At 55.1% G+C, this 16,235-nt stretch carries 11 protein-coding genes; all 11 read right to left on the bottom strand.

Translation table 11 applies throughout. The features are described 5' to 3' along the window. Positions 1-289 precede the first annotated feature (289 nt). On the bottom strand, positions 290-676 hold the full coding sequence (locus G3480_RS13010) for a hypothetical protein (RefSeq protein ID WP_164654323.1): 387 nt from the start codon (positions 674-676) through the stop codon (positions 290-292). A gap of 84 nt (positions 677-760) precedes the next feature. Next, complete coding sequence (locus tag G3480_RS13005) at positions 761-1,225, bottom strand: transposase (RefSeq protein ID WP_164654322.1); 465 nt, start codon at positions 1,223-1,225, stop codon at positions 761-763. Positions 1,226-1,663: 438 nt separating this feature from the next. Next, positions 1,664-2,479, bottom strand: a complete 816-nt coding sequence (locus G3480_RS13000; protein ID WP_164654321.1) for an O-fucosyltransferase family protein — start codon at positions 2,477-2,479, stop codon at positions 1,664-1,666. Positions 2,480-2,487: 8 nt separating this feature from the next. Further along, entirely contained in the window at positions 2,488-3,567 is a 1,080-nt protein-coding gene (locus G3480_RS12995) for a hypothetical protein (RefSeq protein WP_164654320.1), read from the bottom strand. Next, a complete protein-coding gene (locus G3480_RS12990; RefSeq protein ID WP_164654319.1) occupies positions 3,560-4,099 on the bottom strand; it encodes a histidine phosphatase family protein in 540 nt (179 codons plus the stop codon). The genes G3480_RS12995 and G3480_RS12990 overlap by 8 nt, the downstream gene beginning before the upstream one ends. Positions 4,100-4,788: 689 nt before the next feature. Next, entirely contained in the window at positions 4,789-5,877 is a 1,089-nt protein-coding gene (locus G3480_RS12985; RefSeq protein WP_164654318.1) for a glycosyltransferase family 4 protein, read from the bottom strand. After that, the gene (locus G3480_RS12980) at positions 5,861-6,649 is read right to left on the bottom strand and encodes a nucleoside-diphosphate kinase (protein ID WP_164654317.1); all 789 of its coding nucleotides are present in this window, start codon (positions 6,647-6,649) and stop codon (positions 5,861-5,863) included. Before G3480_RS12980 ends, G3480_RS12985 begins: the two co-directional genes overlap by 17 nt. Before the next feature lie 631 nt (positions 6,650-7,280). After that, complete coding sequence (locus G3480_RS12975; RefSeq protein WP_164654316.1) at positions 7,281-9,155, bottom strand: hypothetical protein; 1,875 nt, start codon at positions 9,153-9,155, stop codon at positions 7,281-7,283. After that, positions 9,152-11,461 carry an AAA family ATPase gene (locus tag G3480_RS12970; RefSeq protein WP_164654315.1) on the bottom strand — a complete coding sequence of 770 codons (2,310 nt, stop codon included), beginning with the start codon at positions 11,459-11,461 and terminating at the stop codon, positions 9,152-9,154. Before G3480_RS12970 ends, G3480_RS12975 begins: the two co-directional genes overlap by 4 nt. Then, complete coding sequence (locus G3480_RS12965; protein WP_164654314.1) at positions 11,382-12,932, bottom strand: hypothetical protein; 1,551 nt, start codon at positions 12,930-12,932, stop codon at positions 11,382-11,384. Before G3480_RS12965 ends, G3480_RS12970 begins: the two co-directional genes overlap by 80 nt. Further along, positions 12,916-16,233, bottom strand: a complete 3,318-nt coding sequence (locus G3480_RS12960; RefSeq protein WP_164654313.1) for a DEAD/DEAH box helicase — start codon at positions 16,231-16,233, stop codon at positions 12,916-12,918. The genes G3480_RS12965 and G3480_RS12960 overlap by 17 nt, the downstream gene beginning before the upstream one ends. Positions 16,234-16,235 lie beyond the last annotated feature (2 nt).

The raw sequence follows: 16,235 nt of genomic DNA, 5'->3' as shown, positions 1-16,235 counted from the left end.
ATAGCGTAAAGGTGTATGGGCATTGTCTGAATTCATCTTGATCTCCTCCGAATGAAAAGAGGGCATTCGTATTAAATCGCCATGTTATTCAGATTTTTTCGACAGCGAATCAGTTACTTAGTTCCTATACAGCGTCTAAGGCTTTTAGAATAATCTGCGCCAGATTTTTGTTGTCTAGCATCAAAGATGCTATCAAAAACAAAGCCATCTAATTTAAATTCTAAAAAATCGCTTATTTTAATAACAGTCTGGCGTAAAAAATGATCGGAGAAATCCTCAGCATCAAAAATTAAACAAGAAGATAAATTAATCGCTTATTGTATTCACTAACGTGAATTTCTAAACCAGTTAGAAGCTCATAAAGACTTATGCCTTTTTCTTTATAAAAAGGCGAATCTTTAATTTTTGACATGCGAATAATACTTGCTGAAACTTCAAAAATATTTCTTTTTGTGTAAATATATTTTCCGGTATCTTTTTCTGATAAATTAAATAAAATTTTATCTACTTTGTGAGTTTTTATTAAAAAAGATAATTTTTCATTTTGATTTACATGATCTGATATAGACTTAGAGCTGGAAAAATCTCCAGAATAATATTTTGCATATGGCTTTTCACACGCATCTAACAAGTCACAAACTATATTAAATGCAACAGTGGAACCGCTGCGAGCCATACCATTAACTATAATAATGCTTCTTTCTTTATTATTTAAATTCCACTTACTGGAAAGATGCGATTTATTTTGAGGATAAGATTCTTATTTGTTCTGTTTATAGGATGAAATCTCAATAGTTTCAGCATCTACTAGAGTCGCCTCGCGCAACAATAATCCCCGATAGCTTAATTCATTTCTCACTACTTCATCGATAAGTTGTATTAGCTTAGATTCTTCCAGCCAACGTTTAAATTTAGATAGTCTCATAGCATTAGGCACAAAATCACACGCTAGATCCAATCCCACAAAACTACTTAGCGATCGACTGTCGTAGATAAAATCTTCTGTGGATTCATCGTCTATACCATACCATTGTTGTACGAAGTACATCCGCAACATTAATTCCAGATTTTCTGATAAATGGTCGCGACAACCTACTGTATCCAGAAAATACAACGGATCTAGGGTGTCTAATAAAAGTTTCCACGGCACTACATTTTCCATCTTCGACAAAAATCTCTCACGATGCGTCTGGAAAGTTTTTTTGAATGCGTGATTCTTGGTCATGTCGGTAATCGATCAGTCAAAGACTCAATAATCCGGAGTGTCATCGTCGCTCAGGATGCGTGGCGGGACTCCAAGTCGCCCTCACGCCCTCGCGACGTGACAACCTTTAGGCTTGGGTTCATATCCTATTTAATTCACAAGATTCTTAAAAAGAACTCACGGTTTTTTAGGATCTCGTTCTCCATCTCCAGCCGCGCCACCTGCGCATTTTTCGTGACCATTGACACATGTGCACTGCAGCAGCAGTATGGTCTCATTCTAAGGGTATTGTCTACAGTGGTGAAATTGACAATCCGCCCCACGATCAAAAGCAGCGCGTAAGCATGCGGGCTCGCGATATCCTGATACCTAATACTCCGGGCCTTGAACTATACGATTGACTGCTTCGGTCGCAGATAATCAAGCTATTTAGATTCGACTATCTTTACTAAATCTTCACTAATTTTTCTTGTTCGCCACTATTACCGGCTTATGCCCCCCTAACCACCATGCCAATTCTGAATATGTACTAGACGCGCTCACGACTAGCAGGTCACATTTCGCGAGTAACAGTAAATCCGCTAATGCATCCTCGATACCTTCGCGCGTATCTCTTCGTATCTCGCTTTTCCTATATACAATGCCCATGCTCCCAAGCTTATCTAAGAACTCCTCTTCAGTTTTCTTGCAATCAGTAGACAAGAAAATACCAGCATTAGGCAGTCGTATTTTTGCTTCTTGAATGCCTCTCCATATTGTTTCATTTGGCGAACTACTTGTGGCCAGCTTATGATCTGTTCTGCGAACATGTACTCCGATCATTTCTGACATGAACTCATTAGTAATTACACCTTCAACCTTCTGCTGCACTTCTAAGCTAGGGATCATCAGGCGGCGCATTGCATTGCATAGCGATACCTTAAGAGCATCTGGAATCTTATTTAAATCATAAACAAAATCTACATACTCTAGCTTTTCGTCCACATCGCTCTCTAATAAAGCAAATCTCCATGTGTGAACTATTATTGACGTCTCAGGCACGTCCCGGACATACTCGTCACGACCGAAAAAATAACCATTTTTGACAGATTCTACTTCGCTTATCGGAGCTCGTATGATGTCTGAGAAGCGCCCCCCACATCGTTCATTAATCGGCCAATAGAGGCGGAGATCTCTATTGATAAGCTCAGATATTCTTATTGAAGAAATCAGACATTTCAACCTGTTTGCCAGACCCGAATGTGTGGCGCAGATAAGTAATTTTTGATTTTTCACGCAAGAACTCATGATCTACCTTCATAGCCGGAGAACGCCCGCCTATCTGCAGCTAATTCAGCAATCTCGTCACCAAATAGGGAAACAATTTCCCTAACAGCCCAGTATGGATTGTTGGACTGAAGAAGAATCTCCCATATTCTTTCTGTCGAATCGACGCTCTCAATCACATCCATAAGAGGCATGGAATATAGCAAATGAATTAATGGTGTGTTACTAATCGTGACCTGGATCATTTCTAAATCCAATGTCACATCATCAACTCGCCATCTTAGCACGCTTTCCAAACCATAGAGAGAAACCACCCCGTCATGCTTAATCACAATATCAGGGCCGGGTAACTTACTGACAGAAGACAAGTTTCCGAGAGTGAAACGCCTCCCGTAACGCATCTCCAAGCCGGATAAATAATTAATCAAATCTCCACCGCCTGCTCTTACAAGCGAATTTCCAGAATAAGCTAGGCTCTTGAAATCAATCGGGATGACAAATTCTTCGCTTGCGATACTTGCCTCTATTTGCGAACACCATCTCCAGTGTATTCTCCCTGGGCACGAACTAAATTCATTTATCAAACGCTTCTTGACCGTTGCGTAATCAGAAAGCACCGAACGAAATCGCAAGCGAATCCGCCCGCTAGACAGCACACGCTCTGCAATGCGCCGGTACAATCCATCTCTCGCTTTAGCGAAATGCCATTTATCAACACTGATTCTCAAAGTAATGATAAGATCCTGCAAAGCCGCTTTTTCATCCAAAATTTCAATGAATCTATCGAATCTACTCCATGAAACAATTCCACTTGAAATAAACTCTACAGCCGTCCCGCGTGATATGGACTCCAAGACATCAAGACACAATGATGGAGCATTTAGCGGCTCACCTTCACCGCTAATACAGACTAACATGGCTCCACTGCTCAGGTTTCCGATTAAAGCACGGGTCACAGCATTCATAACAAGATTTGAACTGCCATGTTTATCCCGATACATGCAAAACTCGCAACCTATTGAGCACTCATTAGTAATATCTATATAAACAAGAGGTTTCCCGAAATAAGACTGATATTTTATGGGCTTGTTATTCATTGCCGATGAGTCGCAGATTAATAAAGGACGGGCGCGATTCCGATTGAGTGCCAACCTTCGCATAAAACCTGTGTTTTTTCTCCAATAGGTTCAACTGCCAGACTTCCCCAAGCGCGTGCGCACTACCATGCCGGTCTCTGCTACGATCCAGAAGGAAGCGATCGACTCCAAGCGATTCAGCGATCAAGCGTAATAAACCGCCATGAGATACGGCACATAGATTATTATCAGATAGCAATATAGACTGCATAACATCCGAAATAATGCTAAAACCATAATTCACAGACGAAATCTCGCAAAATAATTTATTCCGAATAATCGGTACTTCTAAAAATGAAGCTATAATTCTAGACGTCTCCTCTGCTCGACGCATTGGAGAAGTTACTATTTTCGTAACACTTTTTTCGAGAAGCTTATTAGCAATAATTTCTGCTTGATACTTTCCTATTGAAGTTAGACTAGGGTCTTCTGAATCTGCGCTCCAATTCGCCTCGGCATGTCTTACAAGATATAAATTCGCTATTCTTCCCACTTATGCTTCCTCTCTCCTTCTTCGATAAATACAATACGTGACAATTCGAAAATTGCCTCTTGTATAGGTCGACAATCGCTTCCGTAGTCAACGAGACGCAACCGCGAATCATCCCAGACGAAATTGCTTGGTTTTGGATTACTATGGCCATAGCCTTTAGCAGCAAGCTCCTCAAGGCACGCAACAAGTTCTTTCTCTGTTCTGGAAACTGTGTCTTCCAAGAAGTCGTGGGGGCCTACCGGCTTTCCAGGGGTAGCCTTATATGATATCCAAATAATATCAGTTGTTGGTCGCCTAACACAAAAATTATACAGTCGTAAAGGATCATATATCTTATCCGCAAGAATCTCTAATCGCGCCTGTGTCTGGTCAGCGTCGCGTCGCGGATAACTCCAGTTCACTAGAAATTTGTGTATCCACCCATATTCTGCAAACACAAGACCCTCACCACCCGAGCCCACAAACCTGGGCGATTTAAGAAAGCTAGAAGTCCATCTCATCAGCCACTCCATTACAGCATCGGGATCATTTGTTCCAGCTCTCTCGCGCATCGCTAAGTACATAAATTCGTGCACAGATTTTAAACCCTGATTTCTGCAAACTTATGGAAGATCAGTCAGCCGTTGTGCATGCTCAGTATTATGTAACCTCTTTATCGGACTCTCACGCTCATCCACGAGGCTCTCCGCTCAGGACCGTACATAGCGCATAGCGGTAGAAGTCAGATCTAACAGCCTCACATAGCTCATAGCAACTTCTGAAATATCGAAGCGTTGCAATCCAGGTTCTCTTAGTTGGCGCATTTTTCGTGGCGAACCACGCTGAACTATTCTTAAGGCCTCGGCCAATGCTTGAGGGCTGTTTTCATTGACCAAAATAAATCCTTGATTGTTAAAAGCTTCGCAGATCTCTAATATGCCTGGAATCGCTGGCGCACACACAGGAAGTCCAGAGCTTGCTGCTTCTACAACAGCGTTACTCATCCCTTCACGTTCGGACGCCGTGACGAAAATATCTGAACACTGATATGCCATGTGTATTTCTGTTTCTGGAATTGGTGGTGAAACCAAGATACCTCTACTATTCACCAGATTCGTCATGCGGCCAGAATTGCCACCTGGCCCTACTAACCATAACAATACGTTGGTTTGCGTGATTCTCTTTGCCTCCAGTAAGACCTCAATCCGCTTGCGGTCTTCGTCACGAGTTGGGGCAATAACAATAGTAGCTTCATCCGGCAGACCAAATCTCTGTCGCAATACAGCCCTATTTTCCAAAGTAACTGGTGCAAACCTTTCGGTATCAACACCTACAGGAATCAAGTAAGCACGGTCTTGATCTAGCAAACTATGAGCCTCGCTAAGCATCGCTCGATTCAAGACAATCAATCCCGATATACTGTGTAGCGCATCATTTGGTATCAAATTCGCGCGCTGAGTGAGGTCTCCCGTAGTAGCAATTCGCAACCATGCTCGCGTATCCTCGAATCTCTCGAGATGTGAGAGGCACTTTATCTGTAACGCAACATTTTCGTCGTACTCAAGGCCTATCGCCAGAAGAACACGCACCCCGCCAAGGTCTTTTAAACGTTCTGGAAGATTCAACCAAAATTTATTAGGATCTTGTCCTTCGTGCCTAGGAGATAGGATCGTAGTATTTACTCCGAGATTGCAGAGCTTCTTGTTGAGTCTATTCGTGAAGTTTTGAAGACCACCCCATGAGGCACCAAAGTATTTTGGCACGATTGCCAGATCGAATCGTTTATTCGAATTGCGCATCTGAAAGGTCGCTGTGAAAAAAAGAGATCCCAGATTCGATTACCAATTGGCACCAAGGATCAAGTCTTACGTTAGCGCGCACCGCAATTCCTGGAAAAATTTCAGCAATATGAGGTGACCATTCTCTCCAATTGGTAAGCGCTCTAAAAAGATCGCTTTGATGCTCCGCAACGCCGTTGGCCCTAGAACGCACCATATCTAACGCCTGTGTGAGCTGCAATGCTCGCGATAAGCCGCGAGCGGTATCGTCAACTCTGCGTATGTTTGTTACATCAGCGCCGAGATAACCGAGAACAACGGACAGACATAGCGGAAAAGACAGCGCTTCTTTTTCTTCTTGACTTTCTGAAAACTGCCTAGACTCTCGAAAAAAATATTGATGATCTATTTCGGCATCATTCATGGTATCTGCAGCATGAAGTGCCGAGAAAACTGTTCCAATAGAGTCCACTTGTTCCCGAATTGTTCCCGAAACAGATCTATACGGGTTGCTAGGTCCTTTTGAAACGCGAATATGCGCCCAAGCAGATTGGCTGTCTACACATAGGCTTAACACTTGCGATGGCCCCAGCCCGAACAGGCGCTCTTTAAGTCTTGCGCGATAGCCGGATCGGTATTGGTGTCGGTAGAGATGCTGAATGTCTTTAGGAAGCAGCATTATCGTTGCAGTCTCGTCGATTTCTCCAATTTTTTCCAAGCGCGAAACTATCAGGGGCTTAGCTCCAAGCGCCAAGCCATCTGGGGAAACGATGATTGCACCACGACAGATCACTAAACACCCTCAAGGTAAATAACTACTCAGAATGTAAACGCCGCGCGAAGGACTTCGAATGGATTGCGACCTTTGAGCCGACTGGTCTCGCAGATTGTAGATTAGAAGAGACGAGTCGGCTGAGACTCGTAACTAATCAGGTAGAGATTTGATTCAGGTTTTCACGAATATATACATTTATTTTTCATACTTTTAATCTTTGCTGCTTGCTAGATTTTTTAATCGTAACGTGAAAATCCACGCCCTCAGGGCGTGGTCAGAGTTCAACGGCTCTGCCGGTTAAAAAAACAGGCTTCGGTTGTACCTATCAGCGCTCTGCCCTGTCCAGTCAGCATGAACCGCTTCTAACGCTAATCACGGCGACAAGCACTCTGGGACTGGCAGTCAACTCCATCCGCTTGGATCTTGGTAACAGCTAGAAAGCGCCTCGCGGCAGCCAATTAACCCCCTTAGGGGTTAATCCAATTCCACCCGCTCTGCGGGTGGATTCTTTAATCTCTCAGGGTTATATTCCCCGCCGCTTGCGGCGAATCAACTGATCGCGTCTGAAAGGCGCGATTGAGTGACGTCGAGCCGCGAAGCGTGCGAGCGGAACGAAGTGATACCCCGCCGCTTGCGGCGGGGACGTTCATTAAATGTTTATACGGAAATGCAGCAAACGATGACCGTAGTTTTTGAATCCTTGAATTTCTCGCTCAGTAGATTTCAAGCGAAACTGCTGATCACGCAATTCCCAACGACAGCCACACGAGCGACACTGGGCAAAAAACCCAGAGGTGTTGGAATCGAAGCGAGTATCTATGCTTGAGCATTCAGGACAGTGCGCAAGTCGATCGACTTGGAGTTTTCGGAATTCGATGCGTCTTCGCAGCTCTTTGTTAGCGTGCTGATCTAATGCCTCGCAAAGTCGACTCCATTGAGAATCATTGAGCGGTTTACGTAATGAGTGCTGCTGACCGGTATCTGGCCAAGCATCAGCGACCGCTTGTGGCAGGCGCTGAAAAATCTCACCATAGCCAGCTAAACGCCTCTGCCAGAGCCAAGCAGCTATGAGCGCGTGGACTTTTTCCTGCGCATAAAGATCAAGCGGGGATAGCTGCATGGCCGGATTGGCCTCGACGAGGCACTCCGGTGGCGATGCTGAATCTATATGCTTTGGGACATATAAGAGGCAGGGTACGCGGATCTCGCGGCCATTGCCAAATGTTCGTGTGGTCCACTCGGCTGCGGTGTCAGCATCAACAGGTACCGCCGACGGCACGAGCACCAATTGATGCTGGTTCATACTGATACGCCATGTATGATGGCGGCTCTCCAAGCTCACCTCGTCATGCCAGCGCTTGCAGTTGGCCCGTGCCGATGCTTCGCTCAACCAAGTGACCGGAAAGCCCATTACATGCAGAACGCGCAACAGCAGCAGCCCGATATAGCGCTGATAACGTTCCTCATCCGCCCTGCGCCGAGCGAGTACCTGCACGGGGCTTTCGCGCTCGGCTGCCGTCGCTGCCAGCCAGGCCGTCCACAGTCGACGCAGTTGGCGGTAGTGCGCATCATGCTGCAACAGGTTAGTCGGCATTAGGCTCAAGCCAACCTGAGAATTGCGTGGGATCGCCTGATACAAGGATCCATTGTTGGAACCTTTGATCCGTCGTCCCTTGAGCGCCTGGACATGCTTTAGACATCGCTCTAAGTGAGTCAGCTGCTCGCGGTTTTGATCCAAAAGCCTATTTGCTTCACCTGTGCTGACCGCTTCCCCCCAGATCTCGCATATGTCTCGCCGTAACGGCCAATCTACGGCTTCGCTATTGTTAAACTTAAGTCCTTCCTGATAACGCGCAGCGATCCCCGAGAGTTTGCCGATACGCCCTCGCAGATAGCGTTCCAAGTGGTCCAGCAGGCGTGCATAGACGCGGTGTTCGTAGATGTCAGCATCATCGTCGCTGACGCGTCCGAGCACGATTTTCGGCACCACACCACTTAACGTGCGGGCGGCCCAGCACTCTGAATGGGCTGCCAGATGACGCTGAAAGCCGGTATCCAAACGCCGAGCACGATCTACCGGCAGCAGCTCGGTGTCGTAGCGCATGCTGAGCCGTGGGCGGATTGCGATAAAGTCGAGGTGACCACGCTCGAATACTTCGTTTAGCAGCGTGTCCAGCTGGGTCGGCTCACTTTGTTGGCCGAGCTCGGCCGGCAGCAGCGGGCTTGGCCAACGTCCCGTGGTCAGGTCCGTTCTGTTCGTGATCGCCGCGATGGCGTCCAGTGCCAACTGGTAGTCGCTGCGGTCGTCGTCCGGCAGCCTCGGGCGCCGAAATCCGCTATCAACAGTGCCAAGACGCAGGCGGGGTGCGCCGTCATCGACCAGCAGGTCCCCGCCCGCAAGCTCTGTATGGCCGTTCTGGCGAGCTGGCTGCTCTAACACCCAGCGGCCTTCGAGTAGCGGCGCGTCGTCGTTGACCTGCCGCTGCCGGTCATCGAGTCGGTCCCTGAGCCTCAGGGCCGTCATCCCTGCTGCTCCTTGCGCTTGATTTCGCGCGCCAAGCGGTCGAGGCAGATCTCCGGATCATTCTTCGAATCAACCTGCGGCCAGGCCTCGACCAAAGCCGTCTCCAGATCTCGCAGCGTATCCAGGCCCACATCGAAGCGCTCGGTGATCTTGCCCGCGCGAAACAGGCGGGTGGCCAGCAGGTGGTCCATGCCTTCGCCAAGGCTGCCACCGGCGGCGATGACCACGGGTATGAAGCGCAGGGCTTGGCGCTCCAGCCGGTTGCCCCAGCCGAGATCGAAGTCGTCCTTAAGCCGGTTCGTGAACGCGCTCTTCTGCAGCGCGGCGAGGCCCGCCTCGGCCGCCTGGCGGTGCTTTTTCTGCGCCTTGGCGAACTGGCGCTGCAACGAGGCGAAGCTATAGGGCAACGAGTTCACGTGCTGTTCGAACTTAAACGGCTCGTCCTTTTCGCGCAGCTCCATCACGTGCGCCCGGTCGAAGGTCTTGTCGGCGAAGCCCTTGGTGGTCTCATCCTCATTCGCGGTGCCGATGAACCAGAGATTGTCGGGTAGCCCCAGCTTGCGGCCCTCGCAGCCGTTCCCACGCATTAGCAGCGGCGGGTCCGGCAGCGCACTCTCGGTGAGCACGAGCTTGCGCCGTGCCGCCGGCATCTCCAGCGCGGAAAGCAGCTCGGCAAAGTATTGCTCGGGATGAGAGAGGTTCATCTCGTCGAGCAGCACGATGTTGACGCGATCCCTGAACGGCTCGGTACTGGCACGGTAGATGGCCTGGAGACACTCGCGCTCGTAGAACCGTCGTTCGAAGGCGTTGAAATGGCCGAGCAGATCGTCGCGGTCGCGCCAGCCGGCCTGGACCGGCACCTCGGTGCAGTGGCCGCCGACTGCCTTCGCGAAGGCCAGCGCCAGGCTGGTCTTGCCGGTGCCGGAGATGCCCTGAAGGATATGCAGCTGGCTCATGGCCAGGCCACCTAAGAAGAGCCGGATGACCTGCTCCGGGTAATAGAGCGGCGCATCCAGGGCGCCGGCGATGCGCTGGCGGAGCTCCTGGGCGAGCACATCGAGTGCTGGCACTTCATCGACGGGAACGCCGCCGACCAAGTCCTTATCCATCTTCGTGAGCGCCTCGAAGGCAGAACGGCCCTGCTGACGTGTCGTCAGGTCGTCGAGCCGTTGCTCTAGATCGGTGACTGCGCTGTCCAAGGCGCGCTTGTGCTGCTCCAGCACACGCTTTTCCTGTTCTAGGGTCTGCTTTTCCAAGACGCCGAGGCGGCGTGTCCCGACCTCGTTCTTCAGAGCGTTAATCTGCTGAGCTTGGTCTTCCAGTCGTTGCTCGTAGTCGTCGCAGCGCTCGCGTAAGGCTTCGTTCTCGGCTTCTAGATCGTCCTGGGAGCGATGCCGCTGGCCTTCGCGCAGCTGGCGATTCTCGCTGCGCAAGGCCTCGAACTGTTTCAAGAGCGCCTCCGCATCAGCAAAGCCATGGTGTTCCAGCAGCCGATTGAGATCGGCGACTGCCTCCAGCGCCTGGCGCTGCTCTTCGATTGTTTTTGCGTCGACGTCCGCGTTCCGTCGGGCCTGGTCGATGCGGCGTTTCAACTCCACGATCTCGCTCTGATGCTCGTCTTTGACGATCTGACGGATCTGGCGTTCGATGCCATCCTGATTGCGTCGCTCCTGCTCCAGCCTTTGACGATCCAGCCCGAGCTGCTGGCGCTCCTCTTCCAACGCCTGGCGGTCCTGCGAGAGCGCGTCCTTTTCCGCCTGCTGCTCGTCGCGGAACGCGGGGCGCATCGCATCGATACGCTTTCGCGCCTCCTGCTCCTCCTGCTCGGTCCTGGCGATGACCTGATCGCGCTCGGCCTCCAGCCGGCGAATCTCGTCGCGGAGCTTCTTGAGTGCGTCGCGCTGTTGCTCAAGGAAACCGTTGCGGGCATCCAGTTCGCGCAGCTCGATGGTCTGCTCGCGCTCGTTCAGCTGGCCTTCCTGCTCGGCCAGCTGCGTCTGTCTCTGCTCATGATTGGCACGTGCTGCAGAGAGATCGGTCTCTCTCTGCTTGGCTTCGGCGAGCCGCCGGTTGAGGTCCTCACGCTTCGAGCCGAGCTCGCTGAGCGCCTCATCAAGCGCCGTAAGCCGCTCGGCGAATTGGCTCTTCGTGTCATCCGGCATGGCGTCCAGTTCTTCTTTGCTGGGCACGGCCGCGGCTGCCGTCTCCGGCATCTCCGGATTGCCGTCAAGACGCCCGATTTGCTCCGGCAGCTTGTTGTGATTCGGCTGGTTGCCTCCGTTCCGAACGCGTCTGTTCTTGGCCATCTTCCAGTATTCCTTCGATCAGTCGTTCAACAATGTCCAGGGCGGTGTCGGCATGCCGCAGGGCGAGCTGGCGGTCCGGTGGATCGGTGTGCTGGTTACCGCCATGGCCAGCGGCATCGCGGTCTTGCGATAGGGCCAACAGTCGCAGCATGAGGTCCTCATCCGGTGCGACCTGGCCAAACGGATGCCGTGGATGGTCGAGCAGCGACAGCAGTACCCCAGCCAAGTACTGGCGCAGCGAGCCTGTGCCATGTCGTAGCGCTCCGTAGACCTTGCTCGGCTGCACGCGCATGCCCTCGATGAAGCGCTTCGATAACGCAGGCACCGCACAGCCCAGCGCCTGTTGCAGATCCGCGGCCCGCATCTGCCGGCTGAGACGGTCACCCGGCCGCTCCAGGGGCCAGCGCGTCAACAGCCAGAGAAAGCACTGCTCCAGCGTGCGCTGGCACTGGATGATCAGGTTGCCGACCTCCTCAGTCCGCTTGTGGCTGCCGGCGGCCGCAACGGTGGCCCGCACCCGTAACAGCTCGACGAGCCGGTCCTCCAAGCCCGGTATCTGGTCGGCGGCGGGAAAGCGCTCGAAGACTTCGAAACGGACCTGCTCGTCCTCCCGCCGGCGGTAGGTCTCCCAGTCTTCCTTCTCGTCCGGCTCACCCAGCAGTCCGCCGAGGCGCCTGGCCAAGGCCCGCAGACGCCGGCTGGCCTCGAAGACCTCCTTGCGCATCCACTCGGCAGCCCGCGTCTGGCCGAGAGGGTCGCTGACCAGCCAGGGGTGCTCGTCGGTCGGGCCTTTGTAGACCCGGCACAGCACCCAGGCGGGGCGCGGGCGCGGGTCAATCAGCTCGATGGCGTCGCTCGGCAGGTCATCGGGGTCGCGTCCACCGCTGCCACGCAGCCGCTGATGGCGGCGCGCGATGCGGTCCTGGCGCAGGGCGTCGCGGAACTCGGCGATGCTCGGTCGCGGCGGTAAGTCGCGGTTTGCAGGAGACAATACGAAAGGCCACAGTGTCTGGCCTGAGGCACGATCGGCGAGGAAGCTCGGATAGCGGGCGCCGAGGTCGATGGGCTCGATCTCGCGCAGCGAGCCTCTCTGGCGTGGCCACAGTGCGCCGCTCTCGGCGCTCTGGAAAAGCAGCGCGGCGCGCTGTTGCAAGCTGCCTTCACCGGAGCGCTCCAATTGCTTGGTGCCCAGCTGGGTGAGGCGCTTCTTCTGATCCAGCAGGCCGTTGGCGATCAGTTCGGCACCGACGATGTAGCGGATTAGCTCACCGTCGACGCCCAAGTGATCGGCGATCCAGTCTGGGTCATCGCAGCCTGCGGCGTGCAACCGCAGCACGGTAAAGGCGAGCACATTGAGACCGTCGCGACGGCGTTCTGGCACATGGAGTGTCCAGGTCCAGACGGGCCAGAGCAACTGTGTGCCCCAGTGCTCTTGCTGATAGTCCAAATACAGATCAGAGAACACGGCCATTCGCCCCCTCGCAAAGGTCTAGGAATGCAGCCAGGCCCGGGGCGGCCTCGGCGGTCTCGGGCGCGCGGGCCAGCGCGATGTCGCCAATGGCGATCAGCAGCCGCCGCTGGCGGCTCATGGCCACGTTCATCCGGTTCGGCACGCGCAGAAAGCCGTACTTGCGGGTCAGGGCCAGCTCCCGATCCTCACCCCGCAGCGGGGCGTCGGTGCGCACGATGGACAAAAGCACAATGTCGAACTCCTTGCCCTGGAAGGCGTCGACGGTGCCGACCAGCAGCCGTTCGGCACCGCGCTCGTCGCGCGCCCACTCGGGTCGGACCCGCCAGCGACCCTCGTGTCGTTCAGTAAGTGCGTGGTCGCCCATATGCTCCAGAATCAGATCGCGCTGAGCGGCGTAGAAGGTGATAACACCGAGGCTCAAGTCCGGACAGGCGTCGAGGATGCGCTTGGCCTCGCGGGCGGCGCGCTCGGCCTCGGCGGCGCGGATGCGGCTGCCGGCAGGCAGGCGACGGTCGCGGTCGTCGTGGCTGCGGGCGGGCACGTCGATCCAGGCACAGACACAGCCCGCGAGCTCCGGCATCGGATGGCCGAAGTCCGTTGCCGGGCGACCCGATCGGATCGCCGGCTCGCCCACCGCCTCGTAGAAGGTGCGGCTGACGAAGTCGCCGAGGACCGGGTGCATGCGGAACTGGGTGTCGAGCATGACCACCCGCTTGGGCTGTCCGGGATGCTCCTCCTCCAGCCGGCGCAGCCGCAGGACCAACCGTTCGAATAGGCTATCCTCCAAGGCCTTTGTTTCAGCTTGTGTCAGTTCACCGGCCTCTTCCAGGGACTTTTCGGTGTCCGGGTCGAGCAGGTGCGGCAGCTGGCGGTGGTCGCCGACCAGCACGATGCGCCGGCGGCCCATGGCCATCGGGATCAGTAGGTCGAGCGGTGTCGCCCGGGCGGCCTCGTCGATGACCACGGTGTCGAAGCTGATGCCATCCGTGGGATCAAGGTTGAGCAGACCGCGCATGGACTCGGCCGCCGCTTGCTGGCAGGTGGCGCCGAGCACCGTCGTATAGGCGCGCACGGACTGTTCGATGCGCGACGGGTCGAGCCTGATGTCGTCGAGGTAATCACCGATGATCGCGAGTCGAGCCCACTCCGGGCGCCGTTTCAGGTGCGCGTCCAGCTCGCCGAGCAGGATGTCGAGCAAGCGGCAGCCCTCCGTGTCCAAGACATTGCGAAGCACGGGGGGCCGTAGATCCGGGCGGCTCGCGGTCAGCAGGCGCTCGCGCAGCGTCGCGAGATCCGCCAGCTGTCGGTCCGACGGACTAGGCGTCATCGCCAGCACCTCAAGCAAAGTGCGGTCCCCATCGGGTAGGTCCTGGTCGCGGCGATCGGCCAGGTCCAGCAGTCGCAAACACTGTGCGGCACCGTCGTCGGCGAAGGCGCTGGTGCTCGTGCGCAGCGACCAGATGGCTTGCCGCCACAGTCGGCGCGTCGGTCCGCGCGTGCTGGCGATCGCAGGCTCCGGCTGGCGGGCGGCCAGCCAATCGCGCCAACGCTGCTCGGTGACGGCGGTCGGCCGGAGGCGATGCGTTTCGGCGAGGTCTTGCAGTCTGGTGTCGATCTCCCGGGCCAGTTCGGCGCGCTCCCCAGGCGTCAGCGGCTGGATACGTAGCCGGGTCGTCGCATCGCGCAAGCCCTGCAGGTCGGCGAAGACAGGCTCCGCGGCGATAGCGGCGTCGAGCCTTGGTACAAGCTCTGCGAGCCGCATCTCGCGCCAGCCCGAAAGCCGATCGGTGTCGGGGCTCTCGGCGTCGCGGCGGCGACCGCCCACGCGCAGCCCTGGCAGGCCGAAAACCTCAATGCGGCCCAGTGCGTTGTCCACGGCGTCGTGCTGAAAGCTCGTGATCAGCAGTTGATATTGGATGGAGCGCGGATCGGGATAGACCTCGGCGAGCCGCCGCTGCAGGGCGCTGATGACTTGGGTCTTGCCGGTCCCGGGCGGGCCGATGATGACCGCGATGTCCGGCGTGTTCAGCGCCAAATCCAGGGCGCGCTTCTGCATTTTGGTGGGCTCGCCATGGAAGGCGGCACGGGCCCGTCGGCTCAGGGCCTTCTCCGGGCGCCAGTCGGTGCGGGTGGGCACCGGCTGACCTTCGAGCAGAAGGCGCAGCTGCGGCATGGGGTTAGCGCTGGTCCGGATCCGCTCCAGGGCCTGTTGGCGGCGTTCGTGGGCCTTGCGCTGACCATGAATGGACAGGCACAGAAGACCGCTGGGGGGCGGAGCCTCGTGCTCACGGTTGGGGTCATAGCTGAGGGTGAGCCAACCGCCTTGCAGCACCGGGCGCTCGCCGACGACTGGACGGCCGCTGTCGATGCCCTTGGTTTGCTCAGCGTCCAGCATCCAGGCGGGCGGTTCGGCGGAGGCTTCGATGGCCAGGTCCGGCAATTTGCTATCGTAGGCCAATGCCTCCCAGCGCTCCATAAAGGCGCGTGCCTGCTCCGGGTCCACCGCGTAGCGCCACCGCAGCTGTTCTTCCCCGCAAGGCTCGCGACCTTGGTAGCGCAGCACGCTGAGCGTTCGTCCCGCTTCCGTGGCCTGGCCCCATTCGATGGCGGCGTAGCGGCGCCACAGCTCCACGTAGTCGCCGTGGGCATCGAGATACTCCTGGAACTGCTGACGCTGGGCCGGCGAGCGCAGGACCGCGGCGGCACTGGCATCAACGATCGCAAGCTCGCCGTGCAGCATCGTCAGCTCGCTGTCGTACTGCCGCGCCGGAGCGAAGCGCGCGATGGTCCAGCGCCCGTCGCGTTCGCGCAGCTCGGCCTCGTGGCGCCGACCCACGAGCGTCAGGTGCGTACCGGCGCCGTCGGCTCGGGCCAATGCCCGCTTACCGTCGAGCCCGATCGCGGGTGCCAGCAGCAGCTCGTCCTCCACCCAGGCGCAGGCGGCATCGGCGATCGGCTCCTTGATCCGTCGCTGCTTGTGCAGCTGATCTACAAGACGGTCGTCGACACCGATCTGCAGGTCCAGCGCTAGGGCGCTCCGGCAGCGCAGCGCGCGCAGGCGCAGCCGGTCGCCCGTCGTGTCGATCAGGCACCAGAGGCAGTGGCCAGCGTCATAGCGCAGCACGTCGCCACGGTCGGCGTACTCAACCGGCACAACGCGATCGTCTTGGCACAGCAGGCGCTGGGCGTTGTCGGTGATGAGCTGGGCCTCGCGGTTGGCGCGCCAGGGACTCGGCGGCGCCTCCAGCGCCCGCAGCGTGACGATCTCCGGCTCCAGGGCCTTGCAGTCGATCAATTCCATTG

This window comes from Thiorhodococcus mannitoliphagus, from assembly GCF_010915725.1.
Lineage (GTDB): Bacteria > Pseudomonadota > Gammaproteobacteria > Chromatiales > Chromatiaceae > Thiorhodococcus > Thiorhodococcus mannitoliphagus.
The sequence above is the reverse complement of the archived record's forward strand: the minus strand, read 5'-3'. Positions and strand labels throughout refer to the sequence as shown.

What these genes read in the sequence shown, in the direction of transcription:
- G3480_RS12985 (WP_164654318.1), bottom strand. Translation starts at nt 5,877, where the DNA reads ATGCGCAATTCGAATAAACGATTCGATCTGGCAATCGTGCCAAAATAC.
- G3480_RS12975 (WP_164654316.1), bottom strand. Translation starts at nt 9,155, where the DNA reads ATGACGGCCCTGAGGCTCAGGGACCGACTCGATGACCGGCAGCGGCAG.
- G3480_RS13010 (WP_164654323.1), bottom strand. Translation starts at nt 676, where the DNA reads ATGGCTCGCAGCGGTTCCACTGTTGCATTTAATATAGTTTGTGACTTG.
- G3480_RS12960 (WP_164654313.1), bottom strand. Translation starts at nt 16,233, where the DNA reads ATGGAATTGATCGACTGCAAGGCCCTGGAGCCGGAGATCGTCACGCTG.
- G3480_RS12995 (WP_164654320.1), bottom strand. Translation starts at nt 3,567, where the DNA reads ATGAATAACAAGCCCATAAAATATCAGTCTTATTTCGGGAAACCTCTT.
- G3480_RS12965 (WP_164654314.1), bottom strand. Translation starts at nt 12,932, where the DNA reads ATGGCCGTGTTCTCTGATCTGTATTTGGACTATCAGCAAGAGCACTGG.
- G3480_RS13005 (WP_164654322.1), bottom strand. Translation starts at nt 1,225, where the DNA reads ATGACCAAGAATCACGCATTCAAAAAAACTTTCCAGACGCATCGTGAG.
- G3480_RS12970 (WP_164654315.1), bottom strand. Translation starts at nt 11,461, where the DNA reads ATGGCCAAGAACAGACGCGTTCGGAACGGAGGCAACCAGCCGAATCAC.